The 20,668-nt window shown below is 59.6% G+C and carries 23 protein-coding genes; 5 read left to right on the forward strand and 18 right to left on the reverse strand.

The window, feature by feature from the left end:
* Positions 1 to 330 precede the first annotated feature (330 nt).
* The gene (locus IHN22_RS08265; RefSeq protein ID WP_191434708.1) at positions 331 to 519 is read right to left on the reverse strand and encodes a hypothetical protein; all 189 of its coding nucleotides are present in this window, start codon (positions 517 to 519) and stop codon (positions 331 to 333) included.
* Positions 520 to 674: 155 nt separating this feature from the next.
* On the opposite strand from IHN22_RS08265, the gene IHN22_RS08270 reads away from it, so the two are divergent.
* Positions 675 to 1,322, forward strand: a complete 648-nt coding sequence (locus IHN22_RS08270) for a SprT-like domain-containing protein (protein WP_191434709.1) — start codon at positions 675 to 677, stop codon at positions 1,320 to 1,322.
* A gap of 247 nt (positions 1,323 to 1,569) precedes the next feature.
* Here IHN22_RS08270 and groL read toward each other — a convergent pair whose 3' ends face one another.
* From groL to IHN22_RS08300, 6 genes are all read right to left on the reverse strand, one after another.
* Positions 1,570 to 3,195 carry a chaperonin GroEL gene (gene groL, locus IHN22_RS08275; protein ID WP_087188594.1) on the reverse strand — a complete coding sequence of 542 codons (1,626 nt, stop codon included), beginning with the start codon at positions 3,193 to 3,195 and terminating at the stop codon, positions 1,570 to 1,572.
* A gap of 215 nt (positions 3,196 to 3,410) precedes the next feature.
* A complete protein-coding gene (locus tag IHN22_RS08280; RefSeq protein ID WP_087188593.1) occupies positions 3,411 to 3,695 on the reverse strand; it encodes a co-chaperone GroES in 285 nt (94 codons plus the stop codon).
* Between the two features lie 202 nt (positions 3,696 to 3,897).
* A complete protein-coding gene (locus tag IHN22_RS08285; protein ID WP_191434711.1) occupies positions 3,898 to 4,167 on the reverse strand; it encodes a hypothetical protein in 270 nt (89 codons plus the stop codon).
* Positions 4,168 to 4,209: 42 nt separating this feature from the next.
* Positions 4,210 to 5,157, reverse strand: a complete 948-nt coding sequence (locus IHN22_RS08290; protein WP_300986050.1) for a diacylglycerol/lipid kinase family protein — start codon at positions 5,155 to 5,157, stop codon at positions 4,210 to 4,212.
* Positions 5,158 to 5,193: 36 nt separating this feature from the next.
* The gene (locus IHN22_RS08295) at positions 5,194 to 6,366 is read right to left on the reverse strand and encodes a WG repeat-containing protein (protein ID WP_191434713.1); all 1,173 of its coding nucleotides are present in this window, start codon (positions 6,364 to 6,366) and stop codon (positions 5,194 to 5,196) included.
* Positions 6,367 to 6,369: 3 nt separating this feature from the next.
* A complete protein-coding gene (locus IHN22_RS08300) occupies positions 6,370 to 7,500 on the reverse strand; it encodes a THUMP domain-containing class I SAM-dependent RNA methyltransferase (protein WP_191434715.1) in 1,131 nt (376 codons plus the stop codon).
* A 133-nt stretch (positions 7,501 to 7,633) separates the two neighbouring features.
* Between IHN22_RS08300 and IHN22_RS08305 the strand changes: the two genes are divergently transcribed.
* Together IHN22_RS08305 and IHN22_RS08310 are read left to right on the forward strand one after the other, a co-directional pair.
* Complete coding sequence (locus IHN22_RS08305; RefSeq protein WP_087399241.1) at positions 7,634 to 8,086, forward strand: NfeD family protein; 453 nt, start codon at positions 7,634 to 7,636, stop codon at positions 8,084 to 8,086.
* Between the two features lie 19 nt (positions 8,087 to 8,105).
* On the forward strand, positions 8,106 to 9,035 hold the full coding sequence (locus IHN22_RS08310) for an SPFH domain-containing protein (RefSeq protein WP_191434717.1): 930 nt from the start codon (positions 8,106 to 8,108) through the stop codon (positions 9,033 to 9,035).
* 51 nt (positions 9,036 to 9,086) lie between these two features.
* Here the strand turns inward: IHN22_RS08310 and IHN22_RS08315 are convergent, their stop codons facing one another.
* Positions 9,087 to 9,635 carry a nitroreductase family protein gene (locus tag IHN22_RS08315; RefSeq protein ID WP_087268158.1) on the reverse strand — a complete coding sequence of 183 codons (549 nt, stop codon included), beginning with the start codon at positions 9,633 to 9,635 and terminating at the stop codon, positions 9,087 to 9,089.
* Positions 9,636 to 9,755: 120 nt separating this feature from the next.
* Here IHN22_RS08315 and IHN22_RS08320 point away from each other — a divergent pair, with 120 nt between their 5' ends.
* Positions 9,756 to 10,073, forward strand: a complete 318-nt coding sequence (locus IHN22_RS08320; RefSeq protein WP_087268161.1) for a winged helix-turn-helix transcriptional regulator — start codon at positions 9,756 to 9,758, stop codon at positions 10,071 to 10,073.
* Positions 10,074 to 10,134: 61 nt separating this feature from the next.
* Here IHN22_RS08320 and IHN22_RS08325 read toward each other — a convergent pair whose 3' ends face one another.
* From IHN22_RS08325 to rimP, 10 genes are all read right to left on the reverse strand, one after another.
* Positions 10,135 to 11,451: a DUF1576 domain-containing protein gene (locus IHN22_RS08325; protein WP_191434719.1), complete on the reverse strand. Its 1,317-nt coding sequence runs from the start codon at positions 11,449 to 11,451 to the stop codon at positions 10,135 to 10,137.
* 29 nt (positions 11,452 to 11,480) lie between these two features.
* Positions 11,481 to 12,392, reverse strand: a complete 912-nt coding sequence (gene ribF, locus IHN22_RS08330; protein WP_191434721.1) for a riboflavin biosynthesis protein RibF — start codon at positions 12,390 to 12,392, stop codon at positions 11,481 to 11,483.
* 4 nt (positions 12,393 to 12,396) lie between these two features.
* Entirely contained in the window at positions 12,397 to 13,281 is an 885-nt protein-coding gene (gene truB / locus IHN22_RS08335) for a tRNA pseudouridine(55) synthase TruB (protein WP_191434723.1), read from the reverse strand.
* A complete protein-coding gene (locus tag IHN22_RS08340) occupies positions 13,274 to 14,224 on the reverse strand; it encodes a DHH family phosphoesterase (RefSeq protein ID WP_191434725.1) in 951 nt (316 codons plus the stop codon). Before IHN22_RS08340 ends, truB begins: the two co-directional genes overlap by 8 nt.
* Positions 14,225 to 14,229: 5 nt before the next feature.
* The gene (rbfA, locus tag IHN22_RS08345; RefSeq protein ID WP_087330948.1) at positions 14,230 to 14,619 is read right to left on the reverse strand and encodes a 30S ribosome-binding factor RbfA; all 390 of its coding nucleotides are present in this window, start codon (positions 14,617 to 14,619) and stop codon (positions 14,230 to 14,232) included.
* 83 nt (positions 14,620 to 14,702) lie between these two features.
* A complete protein-coding gene (infB, locus tag IHN22_RS08350) occupies positions 14,703 to 17,081 on the reverse strand; it encodes a translation initiation factor IF-2 (protein ID WP_164496945.1) in 2,379 nt (792 codons plus the stop codon).
* A 117-nt stretch (positions 17,082 to 17,198) separates the two neighbouring features.
* Positions 17,199 to 17,735 carry a L7Ae/L30e/S12e/Gadd45 family ribosomal protein gene (locus IHN22_RS08355; protein WP_087388761.1) on the reverse strand — a complete coding sequence of 179 codons (537 nt, stop codon included), beginning with the start codon at positions 17,733 to 17,735 and terminating at the stop codon, positions 17,199 to 17,201.
* Positions 17,728 to 18,003 (reverse strand): RNase P modulator RnpM, encoded by a 276-nt coding sequence (locus IHN22_RS08360; RefSeq protein ID WP_087188576.1) that lies wholly within the window; start codon positions 18,001 to 18,003, stop codon positions 17,728 to 17,730. The genes IHN22_RS08355 and IHN22_RS08360 overlap by 8 nt, the downstream gene beginning before the upstream one ends.
* Positions 18,004 to 18,042: 39 nt before the next feature.
* Positions 18,043 to 19,200, reverse strand: a complete 1,158-nt coding sequence (gene nusA, locus IHN22_RS08365) for a transcription termination factor NusA (protein ID WP_191434727.1) — start codon at positions 19,198 to 19,200, stop codon at positions 18,043 to 18,045.
* A gap of 51 nt (positions 19,201 to 19,251) precedes the next feature.
* The gene (gene rimP, locus IHN22_RS08370) at positions 19,252 to 19,707 is read right to left on the reverse strand and encodes a ribosome maturation factor RimP (protein ID WP_087188574.1); all 456 of its coding nucleotides are present in this window, start codon (positions 19,705 to 19,707) and stop codon (positions 19,252 to 19,254) included.
* Positions 19,708 to 19,955: 248 nt separating this feature from the next.
* Here rimP and IHN22_RS08375 point away from each other — a divergent pair.
* Positions 19,956 to 20,668: AAA family ATPase (locus tag IHN22_RS08375; protein WP_191434729.1), on the forward strand; the 713-nt coding region annotated here is incomplete at its 3' end.

A 20,668-nucleotide genomic window follows, 5' to 3' on the forward strand; every position in this document is an offset into this window, starting at 1 on the left:
GGAGGTTGCCGCCTCTCACGTCCTGCCTCTATTTATCTCGATGGCACTATTTTACTCCATAACCTGAAAGATTGCAAGGTCATTTGAAACGGTCCGAAAGGGCCGTTTTTTGTTGTTCAGAAAAGGAGTGTGTGCGGTGACGGTGGCCGGGTAGCCCGCCACGGGTGAGGGCCTGGGTGCTGTGTCTGGCTGGGCATAAGGCGGGGTCAAAGGTTGGTCCCGCTCCATGGAATATCCCCGTTGTTGGTTTTATATGACTTGCAAGCCGGTCCCCGTGGGATATTCCGTCGCTGTGATGCCCTGCGGGGCATAGGTTTTGAATGTGCACTTTCAAAAATCTTCTTTTGTGCCGTCTGCTTCCAGTAAACTAATGATGTAGGCATTTAGGCTCATGCCATGGGCAGCAGCTTGCGCTTTATACTTTTCTTTTTTTTCTTTTTTTAAATCCAAACTGATTCGGGCGTAACTCTCTTTCCTATATTTGAGAGTTGCGTTTTTTTGTGCTTCTGAATACGCCATAGAATCACTCCTTTTTTGCAGTTTAGCATATACGGCGGTATATGTCAAGGTGCACAATTACGGTGGTATATATTCTACCTACATATATACCATGGTATATTTACTTTTTATATACGGTGGTGTATAATTAAGTATAGAAAAAAGGAGTTGATCCCATGAAACAGACCACTAAAATGAGTCGGGCAGTCAGCCAACTAGAGCATATCTATAACGCATTGAATACAGACTTCTTTCAGGATGAACTACCCATCCCCATTATTACGGTACAGAGTAAACCGGGGACCTATGGACACTGTACCACCAGCAAGGTGTGGCAGCGAAAGGATGGCGGAGCCTACGAACTGAACATTGCAGCCGAGGTCCTGAATTATCCGATTGAAGAAACTTTGGATACTATGCTTCATGAGATGGTCCATCTATATTGCCGGGAAAATGGGATCAAAGAAGTCAGCCGTGGAGGAAAATACCACAACAAGAGATTCAAGGCAGAGGCTGAGCGGCGGGGACTTGTCTGTGTCCCCTGTGGACAATACGGATGGAATACCACCCCAAGTGATAACCTCGTTGAATATGCACTTTCAAAAGGCTGGAATGAAATCAAAATCGGGCGTGGCAGTTTACCGCCCATCATTCGCACGGGGGCCAGCGGTACAGCCCAGACTGGGGCTGAAACAACCGGCGGAGGAAAGCGACCCAGCAGCACAAGAAAGCTACAATGCCCGAAATGTGGTTGCAGTGTGAGAGCCACAAAGACAGTCAGAATTATGTGCATGGATTGCATGGAGCAAATGATAGAAGTTTGAATGTGCACTTTCAAAAAAACTCCTCAGGGGGATCAACCTCTGGGGAGTTTGAACATAAAAAAGACCGACACCCAAATCAAATGAGTGTCGGCCTTTCTATTACCGTACTAGTGAGCATTCCCGTAAAAACATTGTGTGTAAACGGTGTGTAAGCTCAAAATAATTCAAACTTTTTCGCTAATGAATGGTGAAATTTTATAGCGAATCAACCGATTCTAGCATATTCTCACGGGATTTATGCCTGTTTTTAGTACATACCGCCCATGTCGGGGGCAGCGGGAGCAGCGGGAGCGGGCTCCTTCTTATCGGCCACCAGAGACTCAGTGGTCAGCAGAGTGGCAGCGATAGAAGCGGCGTTCTCCAGAGCGGAACGGGTCACCTTGGTGGGATCCACAATACCGGCGGAGATCATGTCCACATAGGTCTCGTTGTAGGCATCGAAGCCGTAGCCGGTCTTGTCGGCCTTCTTCACGTTCTCCAGCACCACGGAGCCGTCGATGCCGGCGTTGGTGGCAATCTGGCGCATGGGCTCGGTCAGAGCCTTGGCGATGATGCGGACACCGGTCTTCTCGTCGCCCTCGGTCTCATTCAGCAGCTTCTCCACAGCGGAGACAGCGTTCACATAAGCGGTGCCGCCGCCGGCCACAATGCCTTCCTCAACAGCGGCGCGGGTGGCGTTCAGAGCGTCCTCGATGCGGAGCTTCTTCTCCTTCATCTCCACCTCGGTGGCAGCGCCCACGCGGATGATGGCCACGCCGCCGGCCATCTTGGCCAGACGCTCCTGGAGCTTCTCGCGGTCATAGTCGGAAGTGGTGGTCTCGATCTGGCTGCGGATCTGGTTGGTGCGGTTCTTGATGGCCTCGGAGGAGCCGGCGCCGTCCACGATAATGGTGTTCTCCTTGGAGACCTTCACCTGGCGGGCCTTGCCCAGCATATCCATGGTGGCTTCCTTCAGCTCATAGCCCATGTCGGCAGTGATGACGGTACCGCCAGTCAGAACGGCGATATCCTCCAGCATCTCCTTGCGGCGGTCGCCGAAGCCGGGGGCCTTGACGCACACCACATTCAGGGTGCCGCGCAGCTTGTTGACGATGAGGGTGGACAGAGCCTCGCCCTCCACGTCCTCGGCGATGACCAGCAGCTTCTTGCCGGACTGCACCACCTGCTCCAGGATGGGCAGCAGCTCCTGAATGTTGGAGATCTTCTTATCGGTGATGAGGATGAGGGCGTCGTCCAGAACGGCCTCCATCTTCTCGGTGTCGGTGACCATATAGGGGGTGATATAGCCGCGGTCGAACTGCATACCTTCCACGACCTCGCTGTAGGTCTCAGCGGTCTTGGACTCCTCAACGGTGATGACGCCGTCGTTGGAAACCTTCTCCATGGCCTCAGCAATCAGCTTGCCCACGGTCTCGTCGCCGGAGGACACGGTGCCCACGCGGGCGATATCGTCGGAGCCGTTGACCTTCTTGGAGTTGGCCTTGATGGCCTCCACGGCGGTGGCGGTGGCCTTAGCGATGCCCTTCTTCATGACCATGGGATTGGCACCGGCAGCCAGGTTCTTCAGGCCCTCACGGATGATGGCCTGGGCCAGCAGGGTGGCGGTGGTGGTACCGTCGCCGGCCACGTCGTTGGTCTTGGTGGAAACTTCCTTCACCAGCTGAGCGCCCATGTTCTCAAAAGGATCGTCCAGCTCGATCTCCTTAGCGATGGTCACGCCGTCGTTGGTGATCAGGGGAGCGCCGAACTTCTTGTCCAGCACCACGTTGCGGCCCTTGGGGCCCATGGTGATCTTAACGGTATCGGCCAGCTGATTGACGCCGCGCTCCAGAGCGTGACGGGCTTCCTCACCGTAGCAAATGATCTTAGCCATAATGAATTACCTCCATGCAAATTCCGCCTGAGCGGAATTAAAATCAAAATTTGTCCGGAGCAGGACACGCGCCTGCGCAGGACACCTATGCTTGCTCCGCCACCGGCGGGCAACCGCCTTTGTGTACAAAGGCGAGGGGGGTATCGAAACCGCTGTGCCGCCTGCGGCGCGGCGGTTTCGTATCTAGGGGGGATGCAATCCCCCCTGGACGTTCTTTACTCCACGATAGCCAGGATATCGGACTGACGAACGATGGTGTACTCCTCGCCGTCGATCTTCACCTCAGTACCGGCATACTTGCTGGTGATGACCTTGTCGCCCACCTTCACGGTCATGGTGACTTCCTTGCCGTCCACCAGGCCGCCGGGGCCCACCTCGATGACCTGAGCCACTTCGGGCTTCTCCTTGGCAGAACCAGTCAGGATGATGCCGCTCTTGGTCTTTTCTTCGGCCTCGACCAGCTTGATGACCACACGGTCGGCGAGAGGCTTGAGTTTCATAATGGGTTCCTCCTTATATGATTCATTTTCTTATTAACCAATCCAATTTGTTAGCACTCATTTTACCGGAGTGCTAACCACGTGTATGATAATACCTCTCTCCGCGCAAAAAATCAACCCCCTTTTTTGAAAAAAGGGGGTCGGTTTTGGAAAAATTCAAGTTTTGTTCACAAACTCACAAAGGGAGTGCTAATCTGCTTCCTCACATCTGGGTCCAGTAATGCTTGGAACGCTCCAATTCCTGGGTGATTCTGATCTCCTTGTTCTTTTCGTCCAGATCCATACCCTGCCCTACCGTACGGCAGGCTTTGCTGTTGATGGCGCATACAAAGACGGTGACCATTACAAAAATCACATAGAGCAGCCACGCCAGCAAACTGGTACGCAGTGCGGCCAGAAACGGGACCAGAAAGACACCTGGAAGATAGAGAAGGCTCAAAATAATCATGGTCCACTTGACGATCTTGTACATAATACCCTCCTTTTGAACGGATAGGCCTATATTTGTACATCTCTATTTTACCATACACGCTTTCTCTTTACAAGTCTGCGACCTCTGCCAGGTAGCCCCGGCGGGATAGAAAAACTGCACCTTCTGATCGGACAGGCGGATGGACAGGTCGGTCCCCTCCACCAGTTCGCCGTCCACATTGACTGCAGTGAGCCGGTCACACCGCACATTCATGGCCCGGCCCCGGCGCAGAATGGCCTGTGGAATATCCCCGATCTCCCCCCGGGCAAATTTTTTGATGAGTGCCAGAACGGTGAAACGGGACACTGCCGGGATCACGATGAAGTCCAGCACCCCGTCGTCAGGCATAGCCGTGGGACTGGGATTGAAACCGCCGCCGTAGTACCGGCCATTACAGGCACACAGCAGGGTAAACCGCTCTCCCGGCATAGGTTCGCCATCGATTTCCACCTGATAGGGCAGATGGATCCCCCGGATGATGGTACGCAGCGCGGACATCTGATAGGCCGCCGTGCCGCTGACCAGGGGCAGCGTTTTAAAATCGGCGGCCCCAAACCCAATGCGGGCGTCAAATCCTACCGAACACACATTCAGGGAGTATCGCCCGTTGCATTCAATCAGGTCCATGGCGGTCTGTGGCCCATCCAGCAGCTGCTCCAGCTGCCAGAACCGGGCGGCATCCTGGCCGAATATGCGCAGAAAGTCATTGCCCGAACCCATGGGGCAGTGGGTCACCGCCACATGGGCCTGTCCCGCGGCTCCGTTGACCACCTCATTGAGGGTACCGTCTCCGCCGCAGGCATACACCCGCAGCGGGTCTCCCTGTTGGGCCGCCTCCTGCACCAAACGGGTGGCATGGCCGCTTCCCTCCGTCCGTACCGCCGACCACTCCGACCGGCGGCCAGCCATAATGTGGCGTATCTTCTCCAGCATCTCCTGGCTGCGGTCAAACTTCCCCGCATGGGGGTTCATCACGAACAGGTGCCGCACAGGCACCCTCCTCTCTCTGTTTCAATCTGCTCCAACTCATGCGGCAAAGACATTGGGATTAAATGTCCCCCAGAGGGTCAGCCGCTGCTCCGCCCTTGCCATACGGGCCACAATGGCCGCCGCCTCCGCCCGGGTCACCGTTCCCTTGGGGTTGAAGGTCAGCTTGCTGTCCACACCGGTGAGCACGCCCTTGGCATACAGGCTGTAAATGGCGTCCGCGCCAGGATCGCCCGGCTTTACGTCGGGCACGGAGACCTTGATCCTGGACAGATCGTTGATGTTCTTCATGTGCTTGGCCTGGCTGGTGGCCGCAAAGATCTGGGCGATCTCCCGCCGGGTAGCCGGGCGCAGGTAGTCCTTTTGGCTGAAAGTACCGCTCTGAATGATGCCGCTGGCCAGACAGTAGTTCACCGCGCCGGAGTACCAGTAGGGTCCGGTGGAACTGCTGGTATGGAAGCTGTCATCTTTATAGCGGCTCTCCATGGTGGCGGCCAGCTTGAGCACCTCAGCCACCGTCAGGGTCTGCTCCGGCGCATACCGGTTGCCGCCCACACCGGAGGTCAGCCCCACATTGTAGGCGATGTCCACCCATACCGCAAACCAGTCCCTGGGAGACACATCGCTGAAATCGGGCAGCTTGCCACGGGTCAGAGAAAACCGGGCGGAGGGCACCCCCTTCTCCACCAGGATGCGGGGCAGCTCAAAGACCGGGATCTTGGTGACCTCTCCATTGCGGGTCAAGGTAAGGACCCGGGTCCCTCCCTGCTCCGTGATGGTGGCACTGTCATAGATCAGATCGTAAAGCAGATTGGTGGTTCCCCCCTGTCCGTCGGAGAAAGGCAGGATACTGGCCACACCCCAGCGGGTGCCCTTCTGCACCACATAGAGGCCGCAGTCCAGAGGCAGCAGCGTGCCGTACTCCGGCTGGATCAGGTAGGTACCGTCCGGCCGGATCACACCCAGCTTTCCATCCAGATTGACGGCGGCCAGGCCCATGGAGAAGGATACCACACTGTTGTATTTCAGGGGGATGACTACCCGCTTCTGAGCGTCCACAAAGCCCCACTTGCCGTTATACTCACACTGGGCCAGTCCCTCGCTGTAGCCCCACACTGTAGCTCCCTCGGGTGCGGCCAGAGCCTGTCCCCCCAGCAGAAGGCAGAGGGCCAGCAGCAAACAGGGCAATCGCAGCATCCTCTTCTTTTTCATATCCTACCTCCGTCTGTCAAGGCCGTACTGGAACAGGTCGCATTTCAGCATACCGTTATACAGCTTCCGCTTCTTGTCCGCTGTCCGGCCAAAAGTCCGCTCAAACTCGGTATGGGAGGAGAGTACGCTCACCTTCCACCCCTCCGGCAGGGTGCGTACCGCCTTGCCGAAGGCCCGGTACAGGTCCTCCGCCTCCCGCTTCTCCAGAATGCGTTCACCGTAGGGGGGATTGGTGACCACCCGGCCCATGGGGGCATCCCGGTGGAATTTGGTGGCGTCGGCCACCTCAAAGCGGACCACATCCTCCACGTCGGCCTTTACCGCATTGTCCCGGGCAATGGCTACCGCCTTGGGATCGATGTCCCCGCCCCAGATGTCGTAGTCGCCATGGAACTCCTTGTCCATGGCCTCGTCGGCGGCCTGGAGCCACAGCCCGCTGTCCAGCCACTTCCAACGCTGGGCGGAGAAGGCCCGGTTCAGTCCGGGGGCCCGGTTCTTGGCGATGAGAGCGGCCTCAATGGCGATGGTGCCCGAGCCGCAGAAGGGATCGCAGAAGGGATCTTTCCCCCGGTAGCGGGAGAGGAGCACCATAGCGGCGGCCAGGGTCTCCCGCAGAGGCGCCACCACGCCCACCGCACGGTAGCCCCGCTTGTGGAGCCCCGCCCCGGTGGTATCCAGCATCAGGGTGACCTCATCGTGCATCAGAGAGAACTGGACCTGATAGAGGGCGCCGGTCTCCGGCAGGGTATCCATGCCGTACTTCTGCCCCAGCCGGGCGGCCAGAGCCTTTTTCAGCACAGACTGGATGGCAGGCAGGGCATGGAGCTGGGAGTTAAGGGAATAGCCCTTCACCGGGAAGGCCCCCTCCCGAGGGATAAAGTTCTCCCAGGGCAGGGCTTTGGCCCCTTCAAACAGGGCCTCAAAGTCGGCAGCATGGTACCGCCCCACCACCAGCAGCACCCGCTCGCCGGTACGCAGGTTCAGATTCACCCGGGGGATGTCCGCCGACCGGGCCTTGCAGCCCACCCGGCCGTTCTCTGCCTTCACCTCCGGCAGACCCAGCCGGCGCAGCTCCTCGGCACACAGGCCCTCCAGGCCAAACAACGTGGGGATCAGCAATTCCAGTTCTTTCATGTCAGGCTCCTTGTCACAGCAATCGTTTGGTCCAGTATACCCTATTTCGCTCCGCTTGGCAAACTGTAACGGAATGTCACTTCCCTTTTTTATGGAACTATGCTAGGATAAGCGTAAGAAAGGAGGTCCGTCTATGCCAATACCCAGTATTTGCTGGCTGGTGGCGCTGGTGGTTCTGGCCGTTCTGGAGGGAGTGACTGTGACCCTGGTCTCCCTGTGGTTCGCGCTGGGCGCACTGGCCGCACTGATCACGTCCTTTTTTGTGGATAACATTTGGATTCAATTTGCGGTATTCCTGGTGGTCTCTCTGGTCACCCTATTGGTGATCCGTCCCCTGGCCCAGCGCTATGTGACCCCCAAGCAGGTGGCCACCAACGCCGACCGGGCGGTGGGCGCCGAAGGTGTGGTCACCCAGGCCATCGATAACCGGGCCGCTCAGGGTCAGGTCACCGTAAGCGGCGCCGTCTGGACCGCACGCTCCGATTCGGAAGAGCCCATCCCCGAAGGTACCCCTGTGCGGGTCCTGCGGATCGAAGGGGTCAAGCTCATTGTAACCCCCTCGAAAGAACGCTGTGTTTCTCATTAGTAATAAGGAGGAATGGAGTATGTTTGACAATATCCCCATCATCCCTATCATTGTTATCATTTTGGTGGTATTGATTATCCTGCTGCTGGCCGCCAACCTGAAAATCGTCCAGCAGTCCAAGGCCTATGTCATTGAGCGTATGGGCGCTTTTCACGCCGTATGGGGCGTGGGCGTCCACTTCAAGCTGCCCTTCGTGGAGCGGGTGGCCAAGGTGGTCTCCCTCAAAGAGCAGGTGGTGGATTTTGCCCCCCAGCCCGTTATCACCAAGGACAACGTTACCATGCAGATTGACACGGTGCTCTACTTCCAGATCACCGACGCCAAGCTGTATACCTACGGCGTGGAGCACCCCATGAGCGCCATTGAGAACCTGACCGCCACCACCCTGCGCAACATCATCGGCGAGCTGGAGCTGGACCAGTCCCTTACCAGCCGCGACATCATCAACTCCAAGATGCGCTCCATCCTGGACGAGGCTACCGATCCCTGGGGCATCAAGGTCAACCGGGTGGAGCTGAAGAACATCATCCCGCCCAGAGAGATCCAGGACGCCATGGAGAAGCAGATGAAGGCCGAGCGGGAGCGCCGGGAATCCATCCTCCAGGCCGAGGGCCAGAAGCAGAGCCAGATCCTGGTGGCTGAGGGCGAGAAGCAGTCCCTCATCCTCCGGGCCGACGCCGCCAAGCAGGCCGCTATCATGAAGGCCGAGGGTGAGGCTGAGGCCATTTTGAAGGTGCAGCAGGCCACCGCTGAGGCCCTGAAGCTCCTCAACGAGGCCAGCCCCACCGACCAGGTGCTGAAGATCAAAGCCCTGGAGGCCTTCCAGGCCGCCGCCAACGGCCAGGCCACCAAGCTCATTATTCCCTCGGAGATCCAGGGACTGGCAGGCCTGTGCGCCTCCGCCAAGGCGGTGTTCGAGTCCTCCGCCGACGCCCCCAAGAAGTCTTAACATCCCTTTTTATGAAAAAGAACGGGACGCCCGCAGGCGTCCCGTTCTTTTTCAGTCGCACCATGTAATGTTGTCGTTTTTCCGATCCGGAGCGGTTGGATGCTCCCCGGCGGCATAGCCCAGGGCTACACCGATCAGGGGCTCGTAGCCCTCCGGCAGGCCCAGTCTGGCACGCAGAGCCGGGTCGCTGAAGGCAATCATGGGACCCATGAGGAAGCAGGAGCCCAGCCCCAGCTCGGTGGCGGCCAGCATCATATTCTCCGCCGCGCAGGACACATTGGCCATGTTGAAGCCCTTCTCGTCATTTCCGCCCGGGGCGGAGAGCACCACCAGGGCCGCCGCGCCATAGAGGGGATGGAAGCCCTCCTGGGCGGCCAGATCCTCCAGGAAGGGCACACCGGAGTGGGCCATCCCCTCCACCGCCGCGGTGTCCACGGCACTGATCTGCTCCGGCCCCACAAACACACTCATATGGAACTGCCCGAAGATGGGCGCCTGATTGCCCGTGCGGAGCACCGCCTCCAGCTTCTCCCGCTCTACGGGCCGGGCCTCATAGGCGCGGATACTCCGGCGGGTCTCGATCGCCTGCTGTACATTCATTGAGAAATACCCCTTTCTTTTTTCGTGCTTGTGGCTATAATTATAAATATCGTCTAAAAATGCGCAAGTACGCAATTTTTCTTTACTCAGTAAGAAAAAACTTAGTGAGGAGGGGTATTGATGGAGGGCTGTCCCGTCAAATTCGCCCTGGGACTGGTCAGCGGAAAGTGGAAGCTACGCATCCTCTGGGAGCTGAACCAACAGGAGATCATCCGTTTTAACGAGCTTCAGCGCAGGCTTTCCGGCATTTCCAGCGTCATGCTCTCCAAATCCCTGGAGGAGCTGGAGCAGTGCAAGCTGGTCCACCGGGAGCAGTACCCGGAAATTCCGCCCAAGGTGGAATATTCTTTAACCGAGCTGGGCCGTTCCATTGACCCCGCCCTCCGGGCGCTGGGAGAATGGGGAACGCACGCCTACGAGGAGATCCATGCCAACTGAATGCAAAAGAACCCCCGGAACCAGTGGTTCCGGGGGTTCTTTTGTAAAGGAATATAATGGGTTATTTCTTTCTGGTAGGCGGGGGAACCACCGGCGAGTCGTGCTCGAAGGCGTCGAAGTAGTCCTCGTTCTGCAGCTCCGGTTTGCGGTGCCGCACCGCCTCGGTGATGATGGGATAGAGCACGATGGCCAGCAGGCCGCCGGAAAAGCCGTTGTTGTAGAGGTTGAAGCCTTCCACCGGAGTGCCTGCCCGCAACACCACCGAGGAGTGGAGAAATCCGGCCACGATGCCGAAGGGCCAGCCAAAATACCCCGAGATGGGGGCCAGGGTGGTACCAAAGAGCAGAGCCAGCTGCACACCGCTGTCGTTGATGTGCCAGTGCATACAAAAGCTGCCCAGCACCACGCCCAGCATAATGGGGATGATATTGCGGGCGTGCTTACCAAAGGCAGAGAAGCCCATGATGGTAAAGATGCCGCCCATAGTGGGACCGTTTAAATCGCCGCCGGTGGCCAGGATGAAGGTCATACCGATCAGTCCGTTAACACCTACGTTGATCAAAGTAGGGGCAGCGCCAAACATACGCAGGTAGTCACTGGGGGCCCGGCCAGTGGTGAGCAGCAGCCGGCGGTAGCCGGCCCAGGCTGCCCAGATAGGACGTCCGCTGAAAAACAAGCCCATAATGATGAGGAGCAGGCACAGGCTGCCCAGGCAGATTCCCAGCTGCAGATTGTAGCCGGTGGCCCAATGGTGCGCCACGTTGGGATCAGCCCCCAGGGAGGTCATTACCGGCACCAGAATGGTAGCCAGCAGGCCGCAGGCGAAGCCCATGTTGTACAGGTTCATACCGTTCTGGATCTTGTATGTATAGGCGGACAGAGGGGGCAGCACAAAGCCGATGATGGCGCCGATGAGAATAGCCCACCAGATGTTGCCCCAGCCGTTGTCCAAGGCCACATAGCTGACCACCGGCGACAGGGAGGTGGCCAGCAGGGACACCGAGGCATATTTGCCGAAGTCCTCCCGGCGGACCTTGGCGTACAGGAAGGTGCCGAAGATAATGGGCCAAATGTTGGCGATATTCTTGCCGAACAGGGCAAAGCCCGCCATCAGGCCGATCTCCACCAGGGTATAGCCGTTAAGGGGGTCCTTACTCAAATGGAGGATGCCCAGGCTGATGAGGGTGACCAGGGCGGCGTTGACAAAGGCTGCCCCAATGCCCGCGATCTTCACATAGTCGGTGATGAGGGCATCTTCCGTCTGTATGATCTTCCACAGGCCGGGCAGAATCTGGGTGGGATCACCCAGGATCAGCCCGATGGCAATCAGATAGGCAGCAAAGCAGATGGCAGCAGGGTAAATCTTGTGGTAGCGCATATGGTGTCCCCTTTCGGATGGCAGCCGTCTTACCGACCGTCAAAATAGGCTCGGGTCTGTTCCGCGTTACGCATGACTTCTTGCTTGAGCTCCTCCAGGCTGTCGAACTTCCGCTCGCCCCGCAGGCGCTTATAAAACTCCATCCGGACACTCTGTCCGTACAGGTTGCCGTTGAAATCCAGGATAAATCCTTCCACAGTCACCCGGTCGCCGTCGTCCACCGTGGGGCGCACCCCCACATTGGTCACCGCCAGGCGGCTGTCGCCGTTTTCAAACCACACTTTGGTAGCATATACCCCATAGGCGGGCACCAGCACACCGGGCTGGAACCGCAGATTCACCGTGGGAAAGCCCAGAGTGGACCCCAGCTTCTTGCCGTGGGCCACGGTATCGGTGAGGGTATGGGGATGGCCCAAAAATTCGTTGGCCCGCTCCATCTCGCCCTGGGCTACCAGGGTACGGATATAGGTGGATGACACCGTGATGTCGTCCCGGCACACCTTGGGAATGATATCGCAGCCAATGCCCAGCTCCTGACACAGTGTCTGGAGCCGCTCCGGATTACCCTCTCCCTTATAGCCGAAGTGGAAATCGTGGCCGGCCACCAGATGGACCGCCCCATGCTCCTTCACCAGATAGTCGGTGACAAACTCCCGCCAGGGCTGGTGCATCATCCGCTCGTCAAAGTGGGCCACGATCACATCCCGGATGCCGTAGTACCGCCGCATCAGCTCCGCCCGGTCCAGGGGGGAGCTGAGCAGGGGGACCGCCGGGGTCTTGAGGATCAGGTTCTCCGGATGGGTATCAAAGGTGACCGCCGCCGGGACGGCTCCCAGTTCGACCGCCTTCTCCCCCACCCGGCGCAGCAGGGCGCCGTGGCCCAAGTGAACGCCGTCAAAAAAGCCCAGGGCGATCACACGTCTTGTCTCTGTCCCGTTCACTGTCTCACACCTCGAAAAAACTTTTGATGGTAGCCATTACACCGCCGGCGCACCGGCCCAACAGCAAAAATTCCCCATCGGGGCCGTACACCCTCCATGTACCGTCAGCCACGGCGCAGGCAAAGGGACTGCCGTTTTTGGCCTTCTTCAGTACCTCTGCTCTGATGGTCACCGCCGGGTATTCCCCAAAGCAGCCGTCCACCGGGATCAGCAGGGACGCCGGGTCGGTGGCAGCCTGGAGTTCCTCCAGAGTTACCGCCTGATCCAGAGTATAGCCCGCCGCCTCGGTGCGCCGCAGGGCGGACATACAGCCGCCGCAGCCCAGCGCCTGCCCAATATCATGGCACAGGGTCCGGACATAAGTGCCCTTGGAGCAGCGCACCCGCAGATACCAGGTATCCTCCTCCTGAGGGAACCCAGCCGGGGCCTCCTCCAGCACCTCCAGCTCATAGATGGTCACCGGCCTGGGGGGCCGCTCCACCTCTTTGCCTGCACGGGCCAGCTCGTAGAGCTTTTTGCCGTCCCGCTTGATGGCAGAATACATGGGTGGGATCTGAAGAATATCCCCATGGAAGGGTTCCAGGGCCGCTTTCAGGGTCTCCCGATCCACCTGGACCGGCCGCTGTTCCAGCACCTGGCCGGTGGTATCCTGGGTATTTGTCATAACACCCAGTTTTAATCCGGCGATATATTCCTTTTTCCCCTCGGTGGCAAACTCCACCGCCCGGGTCGCCCGCCCCACAAAGACAGGCAGCACACCGGTAGCCATGGGGTCCAGGGTGCCGCCGTGGCCAATCCGCTTTTCGTGGAAGATCCCCCGCAGCTTGGCGCAGATATCCATGCTGGTCCACTCCTGGGGCTTGTCGATGATGATGACTCCGTTAGGCATTGCTTTCCACCTGCCGGATGGCGTCCAGGATGGCGGACTCCGCCTGCTCCAGCGTACCGTCCACGGTACAGCCCGCGGCGGCGGCGTGCCCGCCGCCCCCCAGCAGGGCGCACACACGGGTAGCGTTCAGTCCGCCGCTGGTGCGGACGGACAGCTTGCAGGCCCCGTCCTCCAGTTCCCGGATGGTGACGGAGGTCTCCACCCCTTCAATCTGGCCCAGGAAGGCGGCGATATCTTCCATATCCTCCTCAGTGGCACCCGCCTCATCCATCAGAGACAGGGACACGGGAGCCACGGCCACCTTGCCGTCCTCATAGCGGTGCATCCGCTCCACAATGAGCCGTTCCACCTGGAGTCTGGCCCAGGTCTTGGTACGGAAGTGGCGCTTGTTCAGGGGGAATACATCGATTCCAGTGTCCATCAGGGCGGCGGCCACCCGGTGGGTATCCGCCGTGGTGTTGCCGTACTGGAAACAGCCGGTGTCGGTGGATACCGCCACATACAGGGGAACCGCCGTCTCCTGGTTGACCTGTCCCAGTTCCTTCAGAATGTCATAGATGATCTCGCCGCAGGCCGCCCGCCCGGCGTCCAGGCAGGTCTCCTTGGCAAAAAACTCCTGAGAGGGATGATGGTCGATGGCCAGATCAATGCCTCGCTCCAGCCAGGGCTGACCGGATTTGGTAAAAAGGCTCCGGGCAGCAATATCCACGCTGACCACTGCCTCCGGCTCATAGCCATCGGGGGCCAGCAACCCCTCCAGATAGGGGGTGAACAGATGGGTCTCTCCTGTACCGGGGCAGATATGGGCCGTCTTGCCCAGACCACGCAGGCCCCGGCACAGGGCGGCAGCACAGCCAATGGTATCTCCATCGGGCCGCTTGTGGGTCAGGATCAGGTAGCGGTCGTGGGCGCGTAGCCAGGCCGCAGCTTCGGTATAGGTCATGGAGCTCACTCCTCGCTGTCCAGATCGATGTGGGCGTTGGCCGGATTGGCAGGCTTCACTACCTCCGGGTCCCGCAGCATACTCAGAATGTGGGCGCCCTGACCGATGGAGTCATCCTCCACAAATTGCAGCTCAGGGGTATAGCGCAGCTTTAGGGCCGCACCCAGCTCCCGCCGCAGATAGCCCCCGGCGGATTTGAGGCCCTTGACCACCTCGCTCACGTCGCTCTTGTCCAGCACGCTGACATAGATCTTGGAATAGCGCAGGTCGGAGGTGGTATCCACGCCGGTAATGGACACCAGCCCGTGGACCCGGGGGTCCTTGACCGTGCGGATGAGGGTGGCCAGCTCCCGCTGGATCTCCTCGTTGATACGTCCAATGCGATTACTTGCCATACTTTTCTCCTATTACGCAATACAGACCCGCCCCCTCCTCAAATGAATTGGGGACGGAACGGGTCTGATTTCATTTTTTATAATTATACTTCAATCTGCTCCATCAAGAAGGCCTCGATGACGTCGCCCTCCTTGATGTCCTGGAACTTCTCGAAGGTGATGCCGCACTCGTAGCCGGCAGCCACTTCCTTCACGCTGTCCTTGAAGCGCTGGAGGGAAGCGATGGAACCGTCGTAGATCACCACGTTGTCGCGCAGCAGGCGCATCTGGGCGCCGCGCTGCATCTTGCCGCCCGTGACGTAGCAGCCGGCCACCATGCCCACGCCGGTGATGCGGAACACGTTGCGCACCTCGGCCTGGCCCAGCTCCACTTCCTTGAACTTGGGAGCCAGCATACCCTTCATGGCGGTCTCGATCTCGTTGATGCAGTCGTAGATCACGCGGTACATCCGCATATCAACCTTGTTGCGGGCGGCAGTGTCCTTGGCGTTGGAGTCGGGACGGACGTTGAAGCCCACGATGATGGCGTTGGAGGTGGTAGCCAGCATGACGTCGCTCTCGTTGATGGCGCCCACCGCGCAGTGGATGACCCGCACCCGGACCTCGTCATTGGAGATCTTCTCCAGGGAGGCCTTGACGGCCTCGGCGGAGCCCTGCACGTCGGCCTTGACGATGATGTTCAGGTCCTTCATCTCGCCCTGCTTGATCTGGCTGAACAGATCCTCCAGGCTTACCTTGCCCACCGGGCTGGAAGCAGCCATCTTCTGATCGTGCTTGCGCTGCTCCACCAGCTCACGGGCCATACGCTCGTCGGCTACGGCATGGAAGTCGTCACCGGCGCCGGGCACTTCGCTCATACCGATGATCTCCACAGGCACGGAGGGACCGGCCTCGGTGAGCTTCTCGCCCCGGGCGTTGGTCATGGCACGGACACGGCCCACGGCGGTACCGGCAATGATGATGTCGCCCTGATGGAGGGTACCGTTCTGCACCAGCAGAGTGGCCACAGGACCGCGGCCCTTGTCCAGACGGGCCTCGATGACGGCACCATGGGCGGAGCGGTTGGGGTTGGCCTTCAGCTCCTGCATCTCGGCGGTCAGGTTGACCATCTCCAGCAGGTTGTCGATGCCCTCGCCGGTCTTGGCGGAAATGGGGCAGATGATGGTGTCGCCGCCCCACTCCTCAGGCACCAGCTCGTACTTAGTGAGCTGCTCCTTGATGCGCTCGGGGTTGGCCTCCGGCTTATCCATCTTATTGATGGCCACGATCACGGGGATCTTGGCGGCCTTGGCGTGGTTGATGGACTCCACGGTCTGGGGCATAATACCGTCGTCGGCAGCCACCACCAGGATAGCCACGTCGGTGATCATAGCGCCGCGGGCACGCATGGCGGTGAAGGCCTCGTGGCCGGGGGTATCCAGGAAGGTAATGGGCTTGCCCTGGACCTCCACCTGATAGGCGCCGATGTGCTGGGTGATGCCGCCGGCCTCGCCCGCCGCCACATGGGCGTTGCGGATATAGTCCAGCAGAGAGGTCTTGCCGTGGTCGACGTGGCCCATGACCACCACCACGGGAGCGCGGGGCAGCAGGTCCTCTTCCTTATCCTCAGCGGTATCGATGAGCTTCTCCTCGATGGTGACGATGATCTCCTTCTCCACCTTGCAGCCCAGCTCCTCGGCAATGATAGCGGCGGTGTCGAAGTCGATGACGTCGGACAGGGAGGCCATGACGCCGTTCTTCATCAGGGTCTTGACCACCTCGGCGCCGGTCTTCTTCATGCGGGAGGCCAGCTCGCCCACACCGATCTCGTCGGGGATCTTGACGGTGAGGGGGGTCTTTTTGGCGATCTCCATCTGGAGCCGGCGCATCTTCTCCTGCTCCTCCTGGCGGCGCTTGTTGCCGCCCTGGAAGCCGCCCTTGCGCTGGTTGCGGCCCTGGAACTTCTGCTTGCCGGCCTGCATCTGCTTGGTCTTGCCGGCGGCCAGATCCTCCAGCCGCTGGTCGTACTTCTCCAGGTTCACGTTGCCGCTCTTGCGGGTGTCCACAACCTTCTTCTCAGGCACACGGGTCGTGGGCCGGCTGGGCTGCTGGACGGGCTGAGTCTTGGGCTGCTCCGCCTGAGCGGCGGGCTTATTGACAGGCGCGGTATGTTCCTTCACAGGCTTTCCACCCTTCTGGTTCTGCTGCTGAGCGGGAGCAGTGCGCTGCTCCTCCTTCCCGGCGGCAGGTGTTTCCTTGGCCGCGGCCTTGGGTTCCCGATACACATCGGCGTAGATGCTCTCAATGCTCTCCACCTGATTGTGCTGGGTGAGATACTCGAAAATCAGAGACAGCTCCCGGTCGCCCAGAGGCTGCATATGGTTCTTCGGAGTCGTCGCGTATTTGGTCAGAATGTCGGTGATATCCTTGGAGTTCTTGTTGAAATCCTTGGCCACCTCATGCACACGGTATTTGTTGTTCAGCAAATAAAGCCACCTCCAACTGGTCGGCTTGCGCCAATAGGAAAACGCGGCGGGACCGCTGCGCTTTCTTATTGGAACAAGCCTGCTTGTTCCAATCTGTCCTCAGCCACTTCTTGTTCATGGCTGCTGCTTCTTGATGGTCAGTTTGCCCTTGGGGGCAAACGGTCTTGCCTGCTTTTTGGCCGCGGGCGGATTCTCGGGCGCTTTGGCCGCCTTGGGGGGCGGAGCCCACGGCTTCTTGTTCTTCTTCTGCAGGTTCTTCTCATGGGCCCGCTGTTCCTTCTGCCGCTGAAGGGCCTTACCCGCCTGGACCTTCAGCTGTTCCGCTGCGGCAGAGCAGCCCTCCGGATCAGCGGCGGCCAGCTTGGCGGCAATGGCGGCGGCCAGCCCCACGTCGGTGAGGGCCAGCATGGTGCAGGCAGAGCGGCCCACCGCACCGCCCAGGCCGCCCTTGGTGTAGGGCGTGGGCAGGTGGGGCACCTTGCCGATCTCGGCAAAGTGAGCGGCCCGGCGCAGGCTGTTGTCCGCGCCGTCACAGGCAGTGAGGATCAGCTTGGCCTGGTGAGCCCGGGCGGCGGCGCCCACCGGCTCCTCGCCCACCTCCACACGGCCTGCCTTACGGGCGATGCCCAGCAGATGCAATACGCTATCCATCCTGATCGCCCTCCCGCATCTGCTGTTCCAGCGCCTCATATACCTCGTCGGGCATGGGGGCGGAGAAAGCCCGCTCCAGCGCCTTGGCCTTCCGGGCCCGCTTCAGGCAGGCCTCGTCGGGACATACATAGGCCCCCCGGCCCGGCTTCTTTCCCTTGAAATCCAGGGAGACTTCCCCCTCGGGACTCTTCACCACCCGGATCAGCTCCTTCTTGGGCTTCATCTCCCGGCAGCCTACGCACTGACGCATGGGAATCTTCTTGGGCATCCTTCTGCCCCCCTTCCATCTTATTTGATCACTGAGGGATTACTCCTCGGTCTCGGCCTCGTCCTCGAGGATCACGTCCTCCTCATCCTCCACTTCCTCGTCGGCGGGGGCGGAGGCGGGCTTGATGTCGATCTTCCAGCCGGTCAGCTTGGCGGCCAGCCGGGCGTTCTGACCCTCCTTGCCGATGGCCAGGGACAGCTGATCGTCGGGCACCACCACGCGGCAGGTCTTGCCCTCCTCGTGGATGTCCACGCTGATGACATCGGCGGGGGACAAAGCGGCGGCGATGTACACGGCGGGGTCCTCAGACCACTTGACAATGTCCACCTTCTCGCCGCGGAGCTCCTCCACGATGTTGTTGACACGCTGGCCCCGGGGACCCACGCAGGCGCCGATGGGGTCCACGTTGGGATCGGCGGACCAGACAGCCAGCTTGGTGCGGGAACCGGCCTCACGGGCAATGGACTTGACTTCCACAGTGCCGTCGTAGATCTCGGGCACTTCCATCTCGAACAGCCGCTTCACCAGGCCGGGATGGGTGCGGGAGATCAGGACCTGGGGGCCCTTGGTGGAACGGCGGACCTCCACCACATACACCCGCAGGCGCATACCCTCCACATACTCCTCGCCCTTGACCTGCTCGCCGGCAGCCAGGAAGGCCTCGGTGGCCTCGCTGCCGGAGCCGATCCGCAGACTGGCGGCACCGGAGCGGGGATCGATACGGGTGACCACGCCGGTGAGGATCTCGTGCTCCTTGGAGGAGAACTCGTCGTACACCATGCCCCGCTCGGCCTCGCGCATACCCTGGATGATGACCTGACGGGCGGTCTGAGCGGCAATGCGGCCAAAGTCCCGGGTCTTGATCTCGATCCGGATCACATCACCCAGCTGGGCCTGGGGCAGCTTGCTGCGGGCAACCTCCAGGCTCATCTCGGTGCAGGGGTTATCTACCTCCTCCACCACGTCCTTCTTGACGAACATCCGGACAGTGCCGGCCTCCTCGTCGGCCTCCACCACGATATTGTCACCGGCAGTCTCGTGGTCCCGCTTGTAGGCGGACACCAGGGCCTGGGTGATCTTCTCCAGCATATAGGACTTGGGGATGCCCTTTTCCTTCTCAATCAGGTTGATGGCGGCAAAAAATTCCTTGCCGTCCAGCTCATTGGTCTTCTGCGCTTTGGCATTCTTCTTCGGCATAGTTCTGTCTCCTTATCCTCAACACGGGCGGTTTCTGTCCGCCCCTACATCTTAAAACCGCACGTACAGCCGGGTCTGGGCCACGTCCTTCTTGACGAAGGTTCTGGGACCGTCGGCTGTCTCAATGGTCACGTCGCCGTTTTCATAGCCGGACAGGGTGCCCACATGGTCCTTCCGGCCGTCCACCGCCCGGTAGAGGCGGACCTCCACCTCAGCCCCCATAAAGGCGGCAAAGTGCTCCGGCTTCTTCAGGGGTCGGTCGGCGCCGGCGGAGGAGACCTCCAGCACATAGCTACCCTCAATGGGATCGGCCTCGTCCAGCGCGTCGGACAGGGGACGACTCACCGCCTCACAGTCGTTAATGGAGACGCCGCCTTCCTTATCAATATAAATCCGCAGGAACCACTGTCCCGCTTCCCGCACGTATTCCACGTCCCACAGGGAGCAGCCGGCAGCCTCCACCAGGGGGGCCGCCAGAGCGGATACCAGTTCCGTTACCTTGGCCATAATCCACCTCCGGCAAGGGGCTGTAAAAAATTTACATACCCCGTTTTTTCAATAAGAAAGAGCGGAGCCGTGACCCCACTCTCACCATACTTCTACTACTAACGTATGTACTATACCACAAACCGGTGTTTTGTGCAAGGGTCTGCCGTGATTTTTTCCAATCCGGTCTTTTTTATGCATTTGAGTTGACATAAGGAAACCCTCTGGTACAATAGGAATCAGATTCATTGTTTTAAGGAGGTCGGAACATGGAAGGCAACAAGCAGGCCCTGGAAATTTTGGGCGAGGTAAAGAAAGCGGTGGTGGGCAAGGACAATGTGCTTGCCAAGGTACTGCTTGCCATCCTGGCCCGGGGCCACATTCTGCTGGAGGACATCCCCGGCGTAGGTAAGACCACCATGGCTCTGGCCTTTTCCAAGGCTCTGAGTCTGAAATATAACCGTGTGCAGTTCACCCCTGACGTGATGCCCTCTGACATCACCGGTTTTTCCATTTACAACAAGGCCACCGGCGCCATGGAGTATCAGCCCGGCGCGGTGCTGTGCAACCTGTTTCTGGCAGACGAGCTGAACCGGGCTACCAGCCGCACTCAGTCGGCCCTGCTGGAGGCCATGGAGGAGGGGCAGGTCACCGTGGACGGCGTGTCCCATCCGGTGCCCCAGCCCTTCCTGGTCATCGCCACCCAGAACCCGACGGGGGCCTCAGGCACTCAGCCTCTCCCCGACTCCCAGATGGACCGCTTCATGATCCGGTTGTCCATGGGCTACCCCACCCCGGCGGATGAGTTTACCATGGTGCGCCGCAAGCAGGGGAGCAACCCGCTGGCGCAGGTACGCCAGGTGCTGGACCTGAAGGGTCTGTCCGCCCTGCGGGCGCAGGCCGACGGGGTATTTGTGTCCGACCCGGTGCTGGACTATATCATTCGGCTGGTCAATGCCACCCGCAGCCATCCCATGATTGT

It is taken from the genome of Flavonifractor sp. An112 (genome assembly GCF_904377885.1).
In the GTDB taxonomy this organism is placed as follows: Bacteria; Bacillota; Clostridia; order Oscillospirales; family Oscillospiraceae; genus Flavonifractor; species Flavonifractor avicola.